Origin of the sequence: Aliidongia dinghuensis (genome assembly GCF_014643535.1) — a bacterium.
GTDB lineage: Bacteria > Pseudomonadota > Alphaproteobacteria > ATCC43930 > CGMCC-115725 > Aliidongia > Aliidongia dinghuensis.
Window position 1 is genome coordinate 22275 of record NZ_BMJQ01000014.1, and the last position, 16444, is coordinate 38718.

Sequence of the window (16444 nt, forward strand, 5' to 3'; positions counted from 1 at the left end):
TCGACTTCGGGCATGGGCGGGTATCCGGGCGCCAAAGACCAACCACGGCGACCCGGACACCGATCTCAAAGGATCTTCTTCATGAATCTCGATCTACTCTCGATGGCGGCTCTATCGGTCAGCGCCTTTGTCGTGATTACAACGATGGCCAAGCTTCTTGGCAGCAGCTGGCAGCAACGCATCACTATCGGCATCGTTCTCGGAATTTGGTTTGTGGGCGTGGCGGCTGTCGGAGCCAGCGAAATAATCGTGGGCGGTGGACCGATTCGAACGGCGGGATTGGGCGTCTTGGTCGTCGTACCAATCCTGATTCTCTCCGCCTTTACCTTCCTTTCGGAACGGCAGATGAAGCGGGTCAAGGAGTTCGAACTCCTGCCGCTGATCTCGGTTCAGGCCCTCAGGATCCTAGGCGTCATCTTCGTCCTGCTCTTTGCCGCAAATCGGCTTCCGGGCCCCTTCGCACCGCTTGCCGGGTATGGCGACATGTCGGTGGGCATATTGGCTGTCCCGCTGGCTTGGGCCGTGGCGTCGCGCAAGACTCCGCCTCGGCTTCCGATCTACCTGTGGTCGGCTCTCGGAATGGGGGATTTGATAAATGCGCTGGTTCTCGGCGTTTTGTCGGCGCCGAGTCCTTTCCAGGTATTCAAGGACGGTCCGGGCAGCGCCATCATGCCGATGCTGCCGTGGATCCTGATCCCCGGTTTTATGGTGCCAGCCTTTTTCTTCCTTCACCTCGTCGTTCTCGCGAAGCTGCGGCAGCGCGAGCCGGCGTCGTCAACGCGGCTCACGCCCAAGCCCGCATGAATAGCCACTGTACGATGACTGCACCGCTTGAAGCGGGACATGGCGGCCTCAGCCGAGGCCAGTCTGAAGGATCTGGGAGCATCGAATGAGCAGTATCAATAGCGCGTCCTATGGGCAGTCTGGCATCCAGGCGCTAGAGCAATATCTGTTCAAGCAGATCGACGCCGACGGCGATGGCTCGATCACCAAGTCGGAGCTGGAAAGCGCCGTCAGCGCCAACGGCGGAAGCAAGCAGTCGGCCGACCAGCTCTATGAGACGCTCGACCCGAAGAATGCCGGCAGCGTGAGCGAGCAGCAGTTCGAGCAGAACTTGCCCGGCAATCTGCTCGACAAGGAAATCTCCTCCGTCTTGCTGCAGGAGCAGGCGGCGCAGAATCCACCTCAGCTTACCGATATTACGAGCCAGATTCCCGGAGCGGCGGCAGCGGGCCTGACTGTGAAGGAAGGACCGATCTCGGCGGCATTTCGTGACGAAGTCGACCGCGTCAGCCATGAGTCCAATGACGGCGGCGCCGATGCGCTGTTCTCTTTGGTCGATCCTGCGAGCACCGAGCACGGCACGGCAGGGGACGCCGGCACCGCCGCGCAGCAGTTGGGGGCGATCCTGAAGAACCTGACGGCCTGAGACTCGGGTTGCGCTCCCAGTGCTCGGAACCGGCGGCTGCGCATGCCGGGTCCGAGCACAAGGCACGCACTATGAGGAGAGCTGCGCGAAGTTCGGCGGCCGCTTCTCGCTGAAGGCGGCGAAAGCCTCCTTGGCCTCGGCCCCGACGAGCTGATCCACGAAGACATTGTTCTCCTGCACGATCAGGTCGACGAGTTGATCGGCGTTGCGCATCAGCCGCTTCGTGGCTCTCAGCGAGGCCGCTGGTTGGCGTGTCAGCCGTTGAGCCGCGGCCTCCGCGGCGGCAAGGACCTGATCGGCGGCCAAGGCCTTATTGGCGAGCCCGTACTCGGCCGCATCCGCTCCGCTGATGGGCTCGCCGAGGGCGAACATCGCATAGGCGCGCGCATGGCCGATGCGTTGCGGGAGGAGGCGGCTAGAGGCGAGCTCCGGCGACAGCGCCAGATTGACGAACGGGGTGCTGAGGCGGGCCTCCGAGGCGACGAACACCAAGTCACAGTGCAGCAGCATCGTCACGCCGATCCCCACGGCCAGTCCGTTCACCGCGGCCACTACCGGCAGACTCGAGCGTGCCAGCGCCTTCATGAAATGGACGACAGGCCCCAGGGCCGCCTCGCCGGATCCGCCGCGCTGGCTCCGCGCGGCGAATTCCGTCAGGTCGTTGCCGGCGGTGAAGGCCTCGCCGGCACCGGTGAATAGCACGGACCGGATGGCGGTGTTCGTCTCCGCCTGCTCCAGCGCCTCCGTAAGCCGCCGGTACATTTCGTCGGTGATGGCGTTCTTGCGCGAAGGCCGGTTGAACACCATGCGGAGCACGCCGTGTTCGATCGTGATCAGAATCTCGTCGGACATCTTCTCTCCCATTTGCGAAAACTGCTTGGAGCGCTGAAGCTGTTTCGAGCGCCCAGGCAGGGCGCGATCGTCGCGTGGGCGATAGGCTCGCCGCAGCTCAGTCGACTCGGGCTGTTCATGCCTCATAGAGGCCCAGGTTTCCCCTGATGTATGTGTCGAAGGTCATGGGCTTCTGACCGGTGTAGCGCTCGATCACCTCGTCCGTGCCCGCGAACACTCCGGCATTGTAATCCTTCGAGACCTCAAGGATGTGCTGGGCAAGGAAGCCGTTGAACCAACTTTCGAAGAGCGTGCGGGTCTCATCCTCCGTGGTCACGTCGTAGCGGATTTCCCGGCCGAGGATGCCTGACAGCTCCTGAAACCACTCACGATACGGGCGCTGTTGGGGCCCGCACAGTTCGTAGGTCTTGCCCGCGTGCGGCATGGGGCGCTGAAGAATTTCGGCGATGAAGCGGGCCTGGTCCTCGGCGGCGATCGGGGCGTGGGTTCCATCGTGGAACGGAAGTTTGACGTGGCCCTCCTTGATCGCCGCGCGCAGGCCTGGCATGGCGAACCACTCAGCGAAGAAGGTCGGGCGAAGGTGCGTGATCGCGATCCCCGTCCTGTCGAGCACGCGTTCTGAGACCCAATGGTTGAACGCCGCATGGCTCTTGGCCTCGCGCCTGGCGCAGATCTGCGACATGTTGACGACCGCTCCGACCCGCGCGTCGACCGCCGCCTCGGCAAAGATCGCCGTGGCCTCGATCAGGCCGGGACGGACCGGGTAACACAAATAGGCGGCGCCGATCCCCTGGAGCGCGGTGCGGATCGACGGATAATCGAGCAGATCCCCGAACACGACTTCCGCGCCGAGCGCTCGCAGGTGCTTGCTCCCCTCATTGTCGCTGTGCGCGAATACTCGGACCTCCTGACCACTGCGGATCAGATGTTCGACGGTTCGCTTGCCGGTCTTCCCCGTGGGTCCGGTCACCAGGATTTTCGCGCTCATCGTTACGGCTCCGTCAGTTGTCGAGGGCTACGCCAGCGGCGGACGCGTCTGCGGCGCTTCGAGATCGCCTCGGAGGTGCTCAGATGTGGCCTATATACGTGGCGATCTCCATCTATAATTATACAGATGCCGGGCGAAGTCTGAATGGTCAAGGGGCAAGCGTCGCTGGCCGACGTGTCATGATCCTTTGGACGGATCTCGGCTTACTCGAGGCGATTGCGGCTTCGCTCGTCGAAAGGGGCCTCAGCTTAGGTGCCGCTGACCGCGTCCTTCAGCCAGGCGCGCGTGGAGGTTAGTATCCGTTCGGAACATTTTGGGTCGTCCACGGCTCGAGCCAGAATCATCGCGCCTGCGATCGTCGCGATCATCCCCAAGGCATTGTTTTCCCGCATGCGCCGTTTCCGATGCGGCATAAGCTCTGCCAGCCGGCTGATGCGACGACCCAAAGCGGCAGTGAAGATGCTGCGCACCGAACGATCCTGTCGGAATATCTCCGAGCCGACGGCGGCCACTGCGCATCCTTCGCCGGGATTGTCTCGATGCTCGGGCGAAAGATACTGATCGATGTAGTCGTCGACGTCTTTAAGGTCCGCAAACCGGCTGCCAAAGCTGAAAAGTGCTCGGTCGAGTGCTTCCGCAAGCAGCCGGTCCTTCGAGCCAAATTGGCTGTAGAGACTGCCGTAGGTCAGGCCGGCCGCTTCGCCTAAAGCCTCGACCCCTACGCCTCGCACGCCTCGTTCCAGGAACAGACGCGCCGCCTCGTTCAGGATGCGGTCCCGATTCTCGGCTGCTTTCTCCCTCGTGACCCTCATCGCTAGACCTCCGGACGCTTGACATATTCGTGGCGATCGCCATTGTAAGATTTTAGATGGCTATCGCCACTAAAGTGAGGCTCGTGACTGGTGTCAAGCTGTCGGGCGCCGGTCGCGCGGCCGGTTCGCGAATTCAGGCCGCTTTGAAGCTTCGGGGCCGGGCTTTGGCGTCAAGCCTGGCGCTCCACCCGTCGTCAAAACTGAGAATTCCGATTTTGAAGGTGCAAGGTATGCCTAGCTTGTTCGATCCCATCCGGTTTGGCGCCATCAATTCTCCGAACCGGATCGTGATGGCGCCGCTCACCCGTGGCCGCGCCGATCGCAATCACGTTCCGACGCCGGTGATGGCGGAATACTATGCTCAGCGCGCATCGGCGGGCCTGATCATTTCCGAAGCGACGGGTATCAGCGCCGAGGGATTGGGCTTCCCCCATGCACCGGGTCTTTGGAACGCAAATCAGGTCGCCGGCTGGAAACATGTGACCGATCGTGTCCATGCGGCTGGTGGGCGAATGGTCGCGCAGCTCTGGCACATGGGCCGCCTGGTGCATCCCTCCTTCAATGGAGGGGCGAAACCCGTGTCGGCGTCCGCGACAACGGTCTCGGGTCAGACGCACACCTATGAGGGAAGGAAACCACTCGAACCCGCCCGAGCACTCGGCATCGAGGAAATCCCTCGCGTGGTGGCCGATTATGAAACGGCCGCGCGTAACGCCATCGCGGCGGGCTTCGACGGCGTCGAGATCCACGCCGCCAATGGATATCTCATCGATCAGTTTCTCCGCGATAACTCGAATCTCCGGACAGACGAGTACGGCGGTTCGATCGCGAACCGGATCAGATTTCTCCGCGACGTGACCTCTACCGTGGTCGCCGCTGTCGGCGCTGACTGCGTCGGCGTGCGCCTGTCGCCGAATGGTGCGGCATGGGGTGTCAACGACAGCGATCCTCATTCGCTCTTTCCGGCGGCAGCAGCGACGCTGGACTCCTTTGGGCTCGCATACCTTCACGTTCGGGAAGCTCCGTTCACCGGCAAGCTCGATACGACCGGTGGCGGCGCTCGTGATGCTTCCGATGTTCCGCCGGTCGCGCCGAAGATACGCGCTTCGTTTCGCGGCCCGTTGATCCTGAATTCGGACTTCGACGGCGCGCGCGCGTCGGAGGTGCTCGCTCGGGGGGAGGCCGACGCCATCAGCTTCGGACGACCCTTCATCGCCAATCCGGATCTTCCGCTGCGGATTCGTGACGGGCTACCGCTCGCCGAGTTCGATCAAGCAACCCTCTATACAAACGGTCGGGAGGGCTACGCAGATTATCCGCGCTCTTCCGTCGCAGCTGCTTAACCTGACAGGAGGAGCCAATGAGACGCTCGGATTTCATTCGAGGAGGCGCCCTCCTCGGGCTTGTAGGGGCTGCCGGTTTTGGCGCTCGCGCCGAGGAGAAGAAAGCTGCCGCGCGCCCGGGGCCGGCCGAAGCATCCGGACACGTCCCTACGCCCACCTTCTATCGGACCGAAACGGTTGAAGGCATTCCCATCTTTTACCGGGAAGCCGGGCGTCCGGGCTCGCCGGTCGTTATGCTGCTGCACGGCTGGCCGTCATCCTCGCGAATGTATCGGGACCTCATTCCGCTACTTGCCGACAAGTATCATGTCATCGCTCCCGACTATCCCGGTTTCGGGCAAAGCGGTGTCCCCCCGCGCAGCACGTATGACTACAGTTTTGATAGCACAGGTCAGATCCTGGATGCCTTTTTACAAAAACTGCAGATCGAAAAGTTTGCGCTCTATGCTTCGGATATCGGGGGCCCAATTGGCTATCGGTTGATGTTGAAGAAGCCTGGCCGAATGACCGCCCTCATCGCTCAAAATTCGCCTGCGTACCGAAGCCCGAACCCTTACTTCAAGACATTGGCTCAGTACTGGAAGGACGGTTCAGCGGAAAGTCGCCAGGCGGCCCGAGTATATATCAGCCCCGAAGCGATCAAGAGACTGTATGTGTTTGGGGTCAAGGACGAAGCGAGGATCGATCCCGATAACTGGCTCATTGACAATTGCCTGATGAGCAGGCCCGGTGTCGATGAGATCAACCTCGATATTCTTCATGACATAGGAGGCGACGGTCCGGTCTTGCTGAAGGCCCAGGACTACTTCCGTGAGCATCGTCCGCCGACGTTGGTCGTTACGGGCGCCAATGACGAGGTCTTCTCAGGAGAGTACATGAAAAAGTATCGGGACTTTTTGCCCGATGCAGAGATTCATCTTCTCGATACGGGCCATTTCGCGCTGGAGGATCATGCGAGCGAAATTGCATCCCTGGCGCTCGATTTCCTTGGTCGGACAATCAGGAACGATTGAATAGCTGGAGACGCTCCCTCACAGGTCAATCGTAGTCGCCAGCCGAACTACGCCTGCCGCTATGGTCGGGCTGTCGGTGATGACGGGCAACGGAGTTGGCTCAGCCGGCACCTTCTCGGCCATCACCGGGACCAGCACGAACCGGTCAACTCTCCGGAGCGAAATTGCTTGGGCCGGATCGAGATCTGGTCGGTGCCGATCCCACGTCAGCCGCGTGCGCCATCTCCTCGGCGGGCATGCCCTCCTGACGCATCGCGACAACCCGTACCTGCAACCCCGAGACCGCCGCCACGTAGCGGGCTCGCAAATCCTCGCCACTCACAAGCTGCCGTCGGCGCCCCAGCGCAACAAGGCCAGCGCCGGGGCCACCGTGCCTTCGAGCAAAGGGCGCTCCGGTCGGACACGCGCGAGGACGCGGATGCCCATCAGTATGCCCAAGAGATGCTGCGCAAGCGTCGCCGCTGCCTGTGACCGGGTGATCGTACCGTCTGCCTGGCCGGCCTCGACGCAACGCAGGAAGAAGGCCTCGATCCGCCGCAGCACCGCGGCGACGGCAGATCGAAACTCGGGATCATGAGGCGCCACGTCGAGCGCCGCATTCACCAGCATGCAGCCCTTGCGGTCCCGATCCTCGAGCGAGCGCGTCAGGATCTCGCCGAAGAAGGCCTCGATCGCGGCAAGCGGCGGCAAGGCCTCGCAACGCCGGATCCGGTCCGAAATGCCGGCTTCGACATAGTGATCCAGAGCTTTCTGATAGAGAGCCCGCTTGTCACCGAAGGCGTTGTAGAGGCTGGCCGCGGTGAGGCCTGTCCGGGCGACCAAGTCCTTGACCGAGGTCGCGTCATAGCCTTGCGCCCAGAAGCACAAGACCGCGGCTTCCAGCACTGCGCCTTCGTCGAACTCTCTTGGTCGTGCCATTCCGCTATCCCACGTTCGCTGTTGCATTTTAGAATGATCATACTAAAACGCAAGGCGTGGCCGTCATCCACCCCCCGATGCCGCGCCAGGACGCGAAATCGGGACCGAAAAGGATCAGTCTGATGGGACTGCAGCAACAGCTCGACGCCTTCAAAGCCGAATTCGCGCGCACAGCCCCTGCCGGCAGGCCCGCTCTCTATGAGACCAAGATCGAGGAATTGCGCGCCATCTTCGCGCTCGAACGTGCGATCGGGCTCGGCGATGTGGCGCCCGACTTCCGACTGCCCGATGCAAAGGGCGCGGTGGTGGTGCTGCATGACCTGCTGCAATCGGGACCCGCCGTCGTCACCTTCTATCGCGGCGGCTGGTGCCCGTATTGCAACATCCAGCTTCGGGCCTATGAGGCCATCCTGCCGGAGATCACCGAACTGGGCGCCCGGCTGGTCGCGATCTCGCCGCAACTGCCGGACGGCTCGCTCTCGACCGCCGAGGCGAATGCCCTGACCTTCGACGTGCTGAGCGACATCGGCAACGATGTCGCGCGCCGCTTCGGCCTCGTCTGGTCGCTGGCCGAAGAACTGCGCGCCGCTCTCCGCTCGAACAACAAGGCGCTCCCCGGCATCAACGGCGACGACAGTTGGGAGCTGCCGGTGCCCGCGACCTACGTCATCGCCCAGGACGGCCGCGTGGCCCTTGCCGCCGTCGAGGTCGACTATCGCCGACGCCTTGAGCCGGACGCCATCCTGGACGCGCTCAAGGCGCTGCGCGCCGGGTAACAACCACATAAGCCAGAGGAAACGCCATGATCCGGTTCTATTTCCATCCGACGCCCAACCCCGCCAAGGTGGCACTCCTCCTGGAAGAGACGGAGCTGCCCTACGAGACCGTGCCCGTCGATACCAGCAAGGGCGAGCAGCATCTGCCGGCGTTCCGGGCGATCAATCCCAACGGCAAGGTGCCGGCGATCGTCGATACCGACGGGCCGGGCGGCAAGGAAGCGCGGGTATTCGATTCCACCGCCATCCTGATGTACCTCGCCGAGAAGACCGGCCGGTTCCTGGGCGCACCGGAGGATCGGCCCGAGCTTCTGTCTTGGCTGCTCTTCATCGCCTCCGGCCTCGGGCCATTCTCTGGCCAAGCGGTGCATTTCCAATATGCCGCGCCTGAAGGGCTCGACTATGCGGTGAACCGCTATCGCCGGGAGGCCGAGCGCCACTATCAGGTGCTGAACGACCATCTGGAAGGTCGAATCTACATCGTCGGCGATACCTACACGATCGCCGACATCTCGGCCTGGGGCTGGCTCGACCGCGCGGCGCGCGTGCGCAAGGGCGAGGAGGATCCTCTCGCGGCCTTCCCGAACCTGAAGCGGCTGTTCCAGACCGTCGATGCCCGTCCCGCGGTTGCCCGCGCCCGGGCCGTCGGCAAGGACCACGCCTTCAAGAAGGTCAACGACGAGGAGACCAAGCGGGCGCTCTTCCCGTCCAACTACCCGCCGGCCGCCTGAGCTGAGAACCCGAGGAGATGAGCATGGCTGACTCGCCCGAATACACGCCCCCAAAGGTCTGGACCTGGAACCAGCCCAACGGTGGCGCCTTCGCAAGCACCAACCGCCCGATCGCGGGACCGACGCATGAAAAGGAATTGCCGGTCGGGCGGCACCCGCTGCAACTCTATTCGCTCGGCACGCCCAACGGCGTGAAGGTCACGATCATGCTGGAGGAGCTTCTCGCCCTCGGCCATGCTGGCGCCGAGTATGATGCCTGGCTGATCAAGATTGACGGCGAGCAGTTCGGCAGCGGCTTCGTCGCGGTCAATCCCAATTCGAAGATCCCGGCGCTGCTTGACCAGAGCGGCCCGCAGCCGATCCGGGTGTTCGAATCCGGCTCGATCCTGCTCTATCTGGCGGAAAAGTTCGGCGCCTTCCTGCCCAAGGATGTCCCGAGCCGGACCGAGACGTTGAACTGGCTGTTCTGGCAGATGGGGAGTGCGCCCTATCTCGGCGGCGGCTTCGGGCATTTCTACGCCTACGCGCCGACGAAGATCGAGTATGCGATCGATCGCTTCGCCATGGAGGTGAAGCGCCAGTTGGACGTGCTCGACCGCCGGCTGGCGGAAAGCGAATACCTCGCCGGCCCCGAATACACCATCGCCGATATCGCGGTGTTCCCGTGGTACGGAGGGTTGGTGAAGGGCTGGCAATACGAGGCAGCGGAGTTCCTATCGGTTCAGGATTACAAGAACGTGCAGCGCTGGGCCGAGGCCGTCTTTGCGCGGCCTGCGGTGAAGCGTGGCCGCATGGTCAATCGCATCAGAGGCGACGCTTCCGAGCAACTGCGCGAGCGCCATGACGCCGGCGATTTCGAGACCAAGACCCAAGACAAGCTCGCGGGAGCGCAACCATGAACGTCGCGGGGAAACGAGTCCTGATCACCGGCGGTTCGAGCGGCATCGGGCTGGCGCTTGCTCGCGCATGCCTGGCTAAGGGTGCCAAGGTCGTCATCACCGGGCGCCGGCCCGAGGCCCTCTCGGCGGCGCTCCAGGAGCTTCGGCAAGCCAGCCCCTCAATCTGGAGCGTGGCCGCAGATGTCGCGACGCCGGAAGGCCGCGCGACGACGATCCATGGCGCGATTGACGCCTCGGGCGGCCTCGACGTTCTCATCAACAACGCTGGTGGCGTCCGGGCCGGACGCTTGGAGAACATTCCGGAAGCCGAACTCCAGGCGATGATCGATGTTGACCTCCTGGCGCCGATCCTGCTGACGCGTGCCGCCCTGCCGGCGCTGCGCGCCAGCGGTGACGCGATGATCGTGAATGTCACCTCGGGCGCCGCACTGATCGGGACGCCGTTCTACGCGACCTATGCCGCAACCAAGGCCGGCTTGGCCCGCTTCGGAGAAGCGCTCAGGCGAGAGCTTAAGGGCGAAGGCATACACGTCCTTACCGTCTATCCGGGTGGCACGGATACGCCCATGATGAAATCGAACCGAGCGGGCCCCGAACTCGGCTTCGCGCGTGAACCGGCCTCGGCCGTCGCCGATGCCATTCTCGACGGTATCGAGACCGACGCTTTCGAGGTCATTCGCGGCGGCGAGGCGCGCGCTCAGATGATCGCACTCAACCGGGACAATCCGGCTGCGGTGGACGATCGGTTTCTCGGCATGAAGTCCGCCCTGGAAGAGGCGGTCAAAGATCACTCGGCGCTTTGAGCAAACTAAGACCTAGACATACAACCGTTCTCGAACTTCAAGGAAATCCCATGACCGCTGTTTCTCTCTACGTCGAGCTCAAGGCAAAGCCGGGAAAAGAGGAGGAGGTCGCCGCCTTTCTCGCGGGCGCCCAGAGCCTGGTTGCGGCCGAACCTGGCACGATCGCCTGGTTTGCCGTGCGTTACGACAAGGACACCTTCGCGATCTTCGATGCTTTCGATAACGAGGCGGGCCGCGGAGCGCATCTCTCCGGCCAGGTTGCCGCAGCACTCATGGCGCATGCCGGTGAACTTCTCGCCGCGGCGCCCCAAATCCGTAAGGCGGACGTCCTCGCTGACAAGCTGCCGGCCTGATCGTCCAACGACCCTGCTGCGCAGGCCCGTTAGACTGCAATGAACGCATTAATCTACGCCGCTCCGATTTCTATCCCACGGCCTTCCAGCCCCCTACTCAGCTCCGAAGGGGCTTTCGTTGCTCCCTTGCTATCGTCTTCTATCGAGGGCGATCACAAGCGGAGTCCCGAAATGCGCATAGAAGTCTCACCCCCGCCGAGGAGGTCGATCCGCAGGAACCAGCTCCGCGAGATGGTGCCGCTGGCCGACAGCACGATTTATGAGATGGAACAACGCGGCGAGTTCCCGCGCCGTTTCAATCTGTCCCCTCGATGCGTGGTGTGGGATCTCGCCGAGGTAGAGGCCTGGCTCGAAAGCCGACGCACGAAGCCGATCGTTGCGGCCAAGGGGCCAGACGTGCGGCAGAGGAAGACCCACCCGGTCAAAGCGACGGATCGGCCTCCAGCAACGGCATAGTCGGCGGCATAAGGACCGGGACGTACTTCCTGCCGGCCGTCCAGGCGTCCACGATGTTCGACCACTCCTGCATCATGTGCCGACGTTGGACCTCATATTCCGCCTTATTGTAGACGCCGCGCGATGACCGGCCGTCTTCGTGCGCCAAGCACTTTTCGATCCAATCGCTATTGAACCCCAGTTCATTCAGCAGGGTCGAGCCCGTCCGCCGGAGGTCATGGACGGTGAAGGGTTCGATCGGAAGCCCCTCCTTCTTCGCGACATCCACCACCGAGTAGGTCACGCGATTGAAGGTGGCGCGGGACATCGGCGCGTCGGAATCGTAGCGCGAAGGAAGCAAATAACGAGAATTACCCGCGCACGTCTTAAGGGCGATGAGAATGTCCAACATCTGCTGCGACAGGTAGACGTTGTGCGCCTTCGAGCGCTTCATCCTCTCTTTCGGGATCGTCCATACCGCGTTCTCGAAATCGACCTCGTCCCATACGGCATCTTGCAGCTCGCTCTTCCGCACCATCGACAGCAGGAAGAGCCGCATACCGAGGCGGATGGTCGGCAGCGTCGGCACTTTGTCGAGGACCTTGAATAGGACGCGGATTTCCGACGGGGACAGCGACCGATCCTTCGGGACGAAAGTTGCGATCGAGGCCGGCCCGACTTCGTCGGCCGGATTGGCGACCTTCTCGCCATGCAGAATTGCGAAGCCGAAGATCTGCTTGACGATGTCCCGGACGTGGATGGCGGTCGCTGGAGCGCCGCGATCGACTACACCGCCACAAAGGGCGCGGAGATCGTCCGGACTGATTTCCGGCAGGAGCCGGTTACGCCATGTCGGAAGCAATTCGCGCTCGAAGATTGAGCGTCGCATGGCCCGTGTGCTGTCGGCCATGGGCGCGCCCTGCAACCACTTCTCGCCAAACTCACCGAAGCTTTTGGCCTCCTTCAGGCGGCGGCGCTCGCGCTGCTTCTCGATCGCCGGCGAAACACCCTCTGCAATCGAACGCCGGGCGTCCAAGCACTTCTCGCGCGCCCGAGCGAGGGACAGGCCATCCGGACCGTACTTGCCGAGATAGACGGTCTCGCGCCGCCCATTCAGACGGTAGTCCAATCGAAACGACAGCGACCCCTTGCTCGTGACGTGGACATACATCCCGTCGCGGTCAGCGACCTTGTAATCTTTTTCCTTTGGTTTCAGCGCCTTGAGCGCTGCGTCCGTCAGCATGGCGTGCCTCCGACCAAAACTACCGTCAGCGGTTTTTGGGCAGGCTCCATGGCAGAAAATCGTCGCTTTTTCAGTCTATTAATACCGAAAAAACTACCGTCAGAAGCCCATCTGCGCTTGACGGTAGTCGCGATTTTCCGGGATGACAAGAGTCATGACTACCGTCACCCGTACCGTCAGATGGGATTTGTGCCCACCGATAGGTGCCGAACGATGGAAGCTAATTTTTCTAGGTAAAACAACGCGATATGGAGGGTTACCGGATAGAAACGGATACCCTCGGTATCGTCAAAATTACTCCCACTCGATCGTGCCCGGCGGCTTCGAGGTGATGTCGTAGACCACGCGATTGATCCCCTGCACCTCGTTGATGATGCGGGTGGCGACCCGGCCCAGGAAATCGTGGGGGAACGGGTAATAGTCGGCGGTCATGCCGTCGGTCGACGTGACGGCCCTCAGCGCGCAGACATGGTCGTAGGTGCGGCCGTCGCCCATGACGCCCACGGTCTTGACCGGCAGCAGCACGGCGAAGGCCTGCCAGATCTGGTCATAGAGACCGGCCTTGCGGATCTCATCCAGATAGACCCGGTCGGCGTTCCGCAGGATGGCCAGGCGCTCGCGCGTGATCTCGCCCGGAATGCGGATGGCGAGGCCTGGGCCCGGGAACGGGTGGCGGCCGACCATGCGGCCGGGCAGGCCCAGCTCGAAGCCGAGCGCCCGCACCTCGTCCTTGAAGAGCTCACGCAGGGGTTCGACCAGCTTCAGCTTCATGCGCGCCGGCAGGCCGCCCACGTTGTGGTGCGACTTGATGGTGACGCTGGGACCGCCGGTGAAGGAGACGCTCTCGATCACGTCCGGATAGAGCGTGCCCTGCGCCAGGAAATCGGCGCCGCCCAGCTTCTTTGCTTCCTCGTCGAACACGTCGATGAAGCTCGAGCCGATGATCTTGCGCTTCTGCTCCGGGTCAGTGACGCCGGCCAAGCGCTCGAGGAACAGTTTCGACGCGTCGACATGGACGAGGGGGATATTGAAATGGTCGCGGAACATCGAGACCACGTCCTCGGCCTCCTCACCGCGCAACAGGCCGTGGTCGACGAAGATGCAGGTCAACTGGTCGCCGATCGCCTCATGCAGCAGCTTGGCCGCGACCGAGCTGTCGACGCCGCCCGAGAGGCCGCAGATCACCCGCCCCTGCCCCACCTGCTCGCGGATGCGCTGGATCGTCTGGGCCTTGAACGCCGCCATCGTCCAGTCGCCGCGGCAGCCGGCGATCTTGTGGGTGAAGTTCTTCAGGATCGCTGCACCGCGCGGGGTATGGACGACCTCCGGATGGAACTGCACGCCGTAGAAGCGGCGCGATTCGTTGGCGATCGCGGCATAGGGCGCACTCTCGCTCACGGCGACGACATCGAACCCCTCAGGGATCGCGTCGATCCAGTCGCCGTGGCTCATCCAGACCTGTTCCTTGTGGCCGACCTCGAACAGCCCGTCGAACAGGGCCGACGGCTTCACGATCTCGATGAAGGCGCGGCCGAACTCGCGGTTATGGTTGCCGGTGACGTTGCCGCCCAGCTGCTGGCACATGGTCTGCTCGCCGTAGCAGATGCCCAGGACCGGCACGCCCAGCTCAAACACCACGTCGGCCGCGCGCGGGCTGCCCTCCTCGGTCACCGACGCCGGGCCGCCGGACAGGATGATCCCCTTCGCGCCGAACGCCTTGATCTTGTCGGCCGAGGTCGAGAACGGGTGGATCTCGCAATAGACGCCGCTCTCGCGCAGGCGCCGGGCGATCAGCTGCGTCACCTGGCTGCCGAAATCGAGGATCAGCACCCGGTCGTGGTCGGCGGCGATCGGGTCGAAGGCGGGCGTGTCTGAAGTCATGGATCGGATCCGGGTTGGGACGGAAGGGCGGCGAGATCCCGCCAGGCGAAAAGGGTTTCAGCCACCGGCTGGCCGGCGACGTCGATGCTGGTCTCGGTGAGCGCGACGCCGCCCAAGGCGCGGCAGAAGGCGAGCGCCGCCGGCGCGTCGAGCACGGTCGCGACTGCCGAATGACCGCCCATCGCGACGAGCCCTTCGGCCATGGCGTGGAACAGACGGCGGCCGATGTCGCGGCGCTGGAAGCCGGGCACCACGTACAGCATGTGCAGCTCACCCAAGAGGCCCTGGATCTCGGAGCCTGTTGGGCTGCCGGTCACGAAGCCCACGATCCCGGCCTTGTCATCGACCGCGACCCAGGTCGGGTGCGTCGCCTGGTGCTGGCCAATGAGCGCCTGCCACATCGGCAGTCGCCGCTCGATCGTCACCCGTTCGGCCATGGGTTTGGGCACGCGGCCGCCATAGGCCTGCTGCCAGGCCTCGACATTGACGCGCGCGACTTGTGCCTCGTCGCCGGCGGCGGCGCGGCGCAGCGCGATCATGCCGCGTCCACCTTGTGGACGTCGGCGGCGGCGTCGACCTCTGCCTCGGACGCCGCCTCGGGTGCGGTCTCAGGCATTGTCTCCGCCGGGGCCGCGGCCTTGCGCTCCATGACCGCGACGAAGAAGCCGTCGGTGCCGTGGCGCTTCGGCGTCAGCTGCAGCGTGTCGGTCGCGACCGGGCACGCCGTGCCGATCGCGTCCCTCCAGACCTCCGACATCGGCACGAGCGCGAACGCCGGGTGGCTCGTCAGGAAATTCCGGATCTGGCCGTCGTTCTCCGCCGGCAGCATCGAGCAGGTCGCGTAGACGAGCCGGCCGCCGGGCTTCACCAGGCGTGCCGTGCTGTCGAGGATGCTCGCCTGCAGCGCCGTCAGCTCCTCGAGGTCGAGCGGCTTCAGGCGCCATTTGGCGTCCGGGTTGCGCCGCCAGGTGCCGGTGCCGGTGCAGGGGGCGTCGACGAACACCCGGTCGAAGCTCTCGGCGTGGCGCTTCACCCATTTGTCGCGCTCGCTCGTGAGCGGCTTGCGCTCGACATTGCTGATGCCGGCGCGGCGCAGGCGCACGACCGCGCGCTCGAGGCGCTTCTCCGAGATGTCGCAGGCGACGAGATGGCCCTTGTTCTGCATGCCGGCCGCGAGCGCCAGCGTCTTGCCGCCGGCGCCGGCGCAGAAATCGACGACGCGCATGCCGGGCTTGGCGAGCGCCAGCAATGCTGCCAGCTGCGAGCCCTCGTCCTGCACCTCGATCCGGCCGCTTTTGAAGACGTCGAGCGTCGCGAGTGGAATCCGCTTGTAGATCCGCAGGCCCGTGGGGGCGAGCGGCGTCGGCTGCGCCTCCACACCCTCGTCCGCCAGCGCCGTGCGCGCGTCCGACCGATTGGCCTTCAGGCGGTTGACGCGCAGGTCGAGCGGTGCGGTGTCGGTCATCACGCCCAGTTCGGCGTCGACCTGGTCGCCGAACAGCTCCTGCCAATGGGCGTCGAGCCAGTCCGGATAGTTGAGCCGCACCGGCCGCGGCATTTCCGGGTGCATGAGCGACTTGCCCTTGAGGTCGCGCACGACCTGCTGTTCCAGGATGCCCAAGGGGTTGGGCCGGAACCGGTCGCCATCGCACGCGCGCGCGACCGCCTCCGGCTCCCAGCCCTCGACCAGCACCAGGGTTGCGAAGAGGCGCAGGCGCGCGTCCGGCTGGCGGTTGCCGTTCAGGCGGCGGATCCACCAGTCGATCACGGCGCGGTGGCGCAGGATCGCGTAGATATGTTCCGAGATCGCCGCACGATCCTTGGCGCCGACGAAGCGGTGGCGGCGGAAATAGCCGCCGACCACGTCGTCGGCCGCACCGTGCCCCTCGCCGATTTCGCCGAGGAGTTCGATGGCGGTCTGCAGGCGCGCGCCGGGGGTCATCGGGTCTGCTCCGGACGGGGAAGCGG

Annotated in this window: 18 protein-coding genes; 10 read left to right on the forward strand and 8 right to left on the reverse strand. The window is 63.9% G+C overall.

Going from position 1 to position 16444, the window contains the following annotated elements; genetic code table 11:
- The first annotated feature begins 81 nt into the window (after positions 1-81).
- Positions 82-804, forward strand: coding sequence for a hypothetical protein (locus IEY58_RS23995; RefSeq protein WP_189050540.1), 723 nt, complete (start codon positions 82-84; stop codon positions 802-804).
- 85 nt (positions 805-889) lie between these two features.
- Complete coding sequence (locus tag IEY58_RS24000) at positions 890-1429, forward strand: EF-hand domain-containing protein (protein ID WP_189050542.1); 540 nt, start codon at positions 890-892, stop codon at positions 1427-1429.
- Positions 1430-1498: 69 nt separating this feature from the next.
- Here IEY58_RS24000 and IEY58_RS24005 read toward each other — a convergent pair whose 3' ends face one another.
- The 3 genes from IEY58_RS24005 to IEY58_RS24015 form a co-directional block, all read right to left on the reverse strand.
- Positions 1499-2281, reverse strand: a complete 783-nt coding sequence (locus IEY58_RS24005; RefSeq protein ID WP_189050544.1) for an enoyl-CoA hydratase-related protein — start codon at positions 2279-2281, stop codon at positions 1499-1501.
- 115 nt (positions 2282-2396) lie between these two features.
- Positions 2397-3269: an NmrA family NAD(P)-binding protein gene (locus IEY58_RS24010; protein ID WP_189050545.1), complete on the reverse strand. Its 873-nt coding sequence runs from the start codon at positions 3267-3269 to the stop codon at positions 2397-2399.
- A gap of 248 nt (positions 3270-3517) precedes the next feature.
- The gene (locus tag IEY58_RS24015) at positions 3518-4081 is read right to left on the reverse strand and encodes a TetR/AcrR family transcriptional regulator (protein ID WP_189050546.1); all 564 of its coding nucleotides are present in this window, start codon (positions 4079-4081) and stop codon (positions 3518-3520) included.
- A 56-nt stretch (positions 4082-4137) separates the two neighbouring features.
- On the opposite strand from IEY58_RS24015, the gene IEY58_RS24020 reads away from it, so the two are divergent.
- The gene (locus tag IEY58_RS24020; protein ID WP_456057529.1) at positions 4138-5424 is read left to right on the forward strand and encodes an alkene reductase; all 1287 of its coding nucleotides are present in this window, start codon (positions 4138-4140) and stop codon (positions 5422-5424) included.
- Positions 5425-5441: 17 nt separating this feature from the next.
- Positions 5442-6437 carry an alpha/beta fold hydrolase gene (locus tag IEY58_RS24025; RefSeq protein ID WP_189050547.1) on the forward strand — a complete coding sequence of 332 codons (996 nt, stop codon included), beginning with the start codon at positions 5442-5444 and terminating at the stop codon, positions 6435-6437.
- Positions 6438-6755: 318 nt separating this feature from the next.
- Here the strand turns inward: IEY58_RS24025 and IEY58_RS24030 are convergent, their stop codons facing one another.
- Positions 6756-7355: a TetR/AcrR family transcriptional regulator gene (locus IEY58_RS24030; protein ID WP_189050548.1), complete on the reverse strand. Its 600-nt coding sequence runs from the start codon at positions 7353-7355 to the stop codon at positions 6756-6758.
- 122 nt (positions 7356-7477) lie between these two features.
- Here IEY58_RS24030 and IEY58_RS24035 point away from each other — a divergent pair, with 122 nt between their 5' ends.
- The 6 genes from IEY58_RS24035 to IEY58_RS24060 all read left to right on the forward strand — a co-directional run bounded on the left by IEY58_RS24035 (position 7478) and on the right by IEY58_RS24060 (position 11373).
- Entirely contained in the window at positions 7478-8131 is a 654-nt protein-coding gene (locus IEY58_RS24035) for a peroxiredoxin-like family protein (protein ID WP_189050549.1), read from the forward strand.
- Between the two features lie 26 nt (positions 8132-8157).
- On the forward strand, positions 8158-8862 hold the full coding sequence (locus IEY58_RS24040; RefSeq protein WP_189050550.1) for a glutathione S-transferase family protein: 705 nt from the start codon (positions 8158-8160) through the stop codon (positions 8860-8862).
- Positions 8863-8885: 23 nt separating this feature from the next.
- On the forward strand, positions 8886-9761 hold the full coding sequence (gene yghU / locus IEY58_RS24045) for a glutathione-dependent disulfide-bond oxidoreductase (protein WP_189050551.1): 876 nt from the start codon (positions 8886-8888) through the stop codon (positions 9759-9761).
- On the forward strand, positions 9758-10564 hold the full coding sequence (locus tag IEY58_RS24050; protein WP_189050553.1) for an SDR family NAD(P)-dependent oxidoreductase: 807 nt from the start codon (positions 9758-9760) through the stop codon (positions 10562-10564). Before yghU ends, IEY58_RS24050 begins: the two co-directional genes overlap by 4 nt.
- A gap of 50 nt (positions 10565-10614) precedes the next feature.
- Positions 10615-10917: a putative quinol monooxygenase gene (locus tag IEY58_RS24055; protein ID WP_189050555.1), complete on the forward strand. Its 303-nt coding sequence runs from the start codon at positions 10615-10617 to the stop codon at positions 10915-10917.
- Positions 10918-11088: 171 nt separating this feature from the next.
- Positions 11089-11373, forward strand: a complete 285-nt coding sequence (locus IEY58_RS24060; RefSeq protein ID WP_189050556.1) for a helix-turn-helix transcriptional regulator — start codon at positions 11089-11091, stop codon at positions 11371-11373.
- Here IEY58_RS24060 and IEY58_RS24065 read toward each other — a convergent pair.
- The 4 genes from IEY58_RS24065 to IEY58_RS24080 form a co-directional block, all read right to left on the reverse strand.
- Positions 11339-12595: a tyrosine-type recombinase/integrase gene (locus IEY58_RS24065; RefSeq protein ID WP_189050558.1), complete on the reverse strand. Its 1257-nt coding sequence runs from the start codon at positions 12593-12595 to the stop codon at positions 11339-11341. The two genes, IEY58_RS24060 and IEY58_RS24065, sit on opposite strands and share 35 nt — an antisense overlap.
- Before the next feature lie 294 nt (positions 12596-12889).
- Positions 12890-14476, reverse strand: coding sequence for a glutamine-hydrolyzing GMP synthase (gene guaA / locus IEY58_RS24070; protein ID WP_189050560.1), 1587 nt, complete (start codon positions 14474-14476; stop codon positions 12890-12892).
- Positions 14473-15015, reverse strand: coding sequence for a GNAT family N-acetyltransferase (locus IEY58_RS24075; protein ID WP_189050562.1), 543 nt, complete (start codon positions 15013-15015; stop codon positions 14473-14475). Before IEY58_RS24075 ends, guaA begins: the two co-directional genes overlap by 4 nt.
- Positions 15012-16418, reverse strand: a complete 1407-nt coding sequence (locus IEY58_RS24080) for an RsmB/NOP family class I SAM-dependent RNA methyltransferase (RefSeq protein ID WP_189050564.1) — start codon at positions 16416-16418, stop codon at positions 15012-15014. Before IEY58_RS24080 ends, IEY58_RS24075 begins: the two co-directional genes overlap by 4 nt.
- Positions 16419-16444 lie beyond the last annotated feature (26 nt).

Excerpts from the sequence above, each read along its gene's own strand:
- IEY58_RS23995 (WP_189050540.1), top strand. The coding sequence starts at position 82 with ATGAATCTCGATCTACTCTCGATGGCGGCTCTATCGGTCAGCGCCTTT.
- IEY58_RS24000 (WP_189050542.1), top strand. The coding sequence starts at position 890 with ATGAGCAGTATCAATAGCGCGTCCTATGGGCAGTCTGGCATCCAGGCG.
- IEY58_RS24005 (WP_189050544.1), bottom strand. The coding sequence starts at position 2,281 with ATGTCCGACGAGATTCTGATCACGATCGAACACGGCGTGCTCCGCATG.
- IEY58_RS24010 (WP_189050545.1), bottom strand. The coding sequence starts at position 3,269 with ATGAGCGCGAAAATCCTGGTGACCGGACCCACGGGGAAGACCGGCAAG.
- IEY58_RS24015 (WP_189050546.1), bottom strand. The coding sequence starts at position 4,081 with ATGAGGGTCACGAGGGAGAAAGCAGCCGAGAATCGGGACCGCATCCTG.
- IEY58_RS24020 (WP_456057529.1), top strand. The coding sequence starts at position 4,138 with ATGGCTATCGCCACTAAAGTGAGGCTCGTGACTGGTGTCAAGCTGTCG.
- IEY58_RS24025 (WP_189050547.1), top strand. The coding sequence starts at position 5,442 with ATGAGACGCTCGGATTTCATTCGAGGAGGCGCCCTCCTCGGGCTTGTA.
- IEY58_RS24030 (WP_189050548.1), bottom strand. The coding sequence starts at position 7,355 with ATGGCACGACCAAGAGAGTTCGACGAAGGCGCAGTGCTGGAAGCCGCG.
- IEY58_RS24035 (WP_189050549.1), top strand. The coding sequence starts at position 7,478 with ATGGGACTGCAGCAACAGCTCGACGCCTTCAAAGCCGAATTCGCGCGC.
- IEY58_RS24040 (WP_189050550.1), top strand. The coding sequence starts at position 8,158 with ATGATCCGGTTCTATTTCCATCCGACGCCCAACCCCGCCAAGGTGGCA.
- yghU (WP_189050551.1), top strand. The coding sequence starts at position 8,886 with ATGGCTGACTCGCCCGAATACACGCCCCCAAAGGTCTGGACCTGGAAC.
- IEY58_RS24050 (WP_189050553.1), top strand. The coding sequence starts at position 9,758 with ATGAACGTCGCGGGGAAACGAGTCCTGATCACCGGCGGTTCGAGCGGC.
- IEY58_RS24055 (WP_189050555.1), top strand. The coding sequence starts at position 10,615 with ATGACCGCTGTTTCTCTCTACGTCGAGCTCAAGGCAAAGCCGGGAAAA.
- IEY58_RS24060 (WP_189050556.1), top strand. The coding sequence starts at position 11,089 with ATGCGCATAGAAGTCTCACCCCCGCCGAGGAGGTCGATCCGCAGGAAC.
- IEY58_RS24065 (WP_189050558.1), bottom strand. The coding sequence starts at position 12,595 with ATGCTGACGGACGCAGCGCTCAAGGCGCTGAAACCAAAGGAAAAAGAT.
- guaA (WP_189050560.1), bottom strand. The coding sequence starts at position 14,476 with ATGACTTCAGACACGCCCGCCTTCGACCCGATCGCCGCCGACCACGAC.
- IEY58_RS24075 (WP_189050562.1), bottom strand. The coding sequence starts at position 15,015 with ATGATCGCGCTGCGCCGCGCCGCCGCCGGCGACGAGGCACAAGTCGCG.
- IEY58_RS24080 (WP_189050564.1), bottom strand. The coding sequence starts at position 16,418 with ATGACCCCCGGCGCGCGCCTGCAGACCGCCATCGAACTCCTCGGCGAA.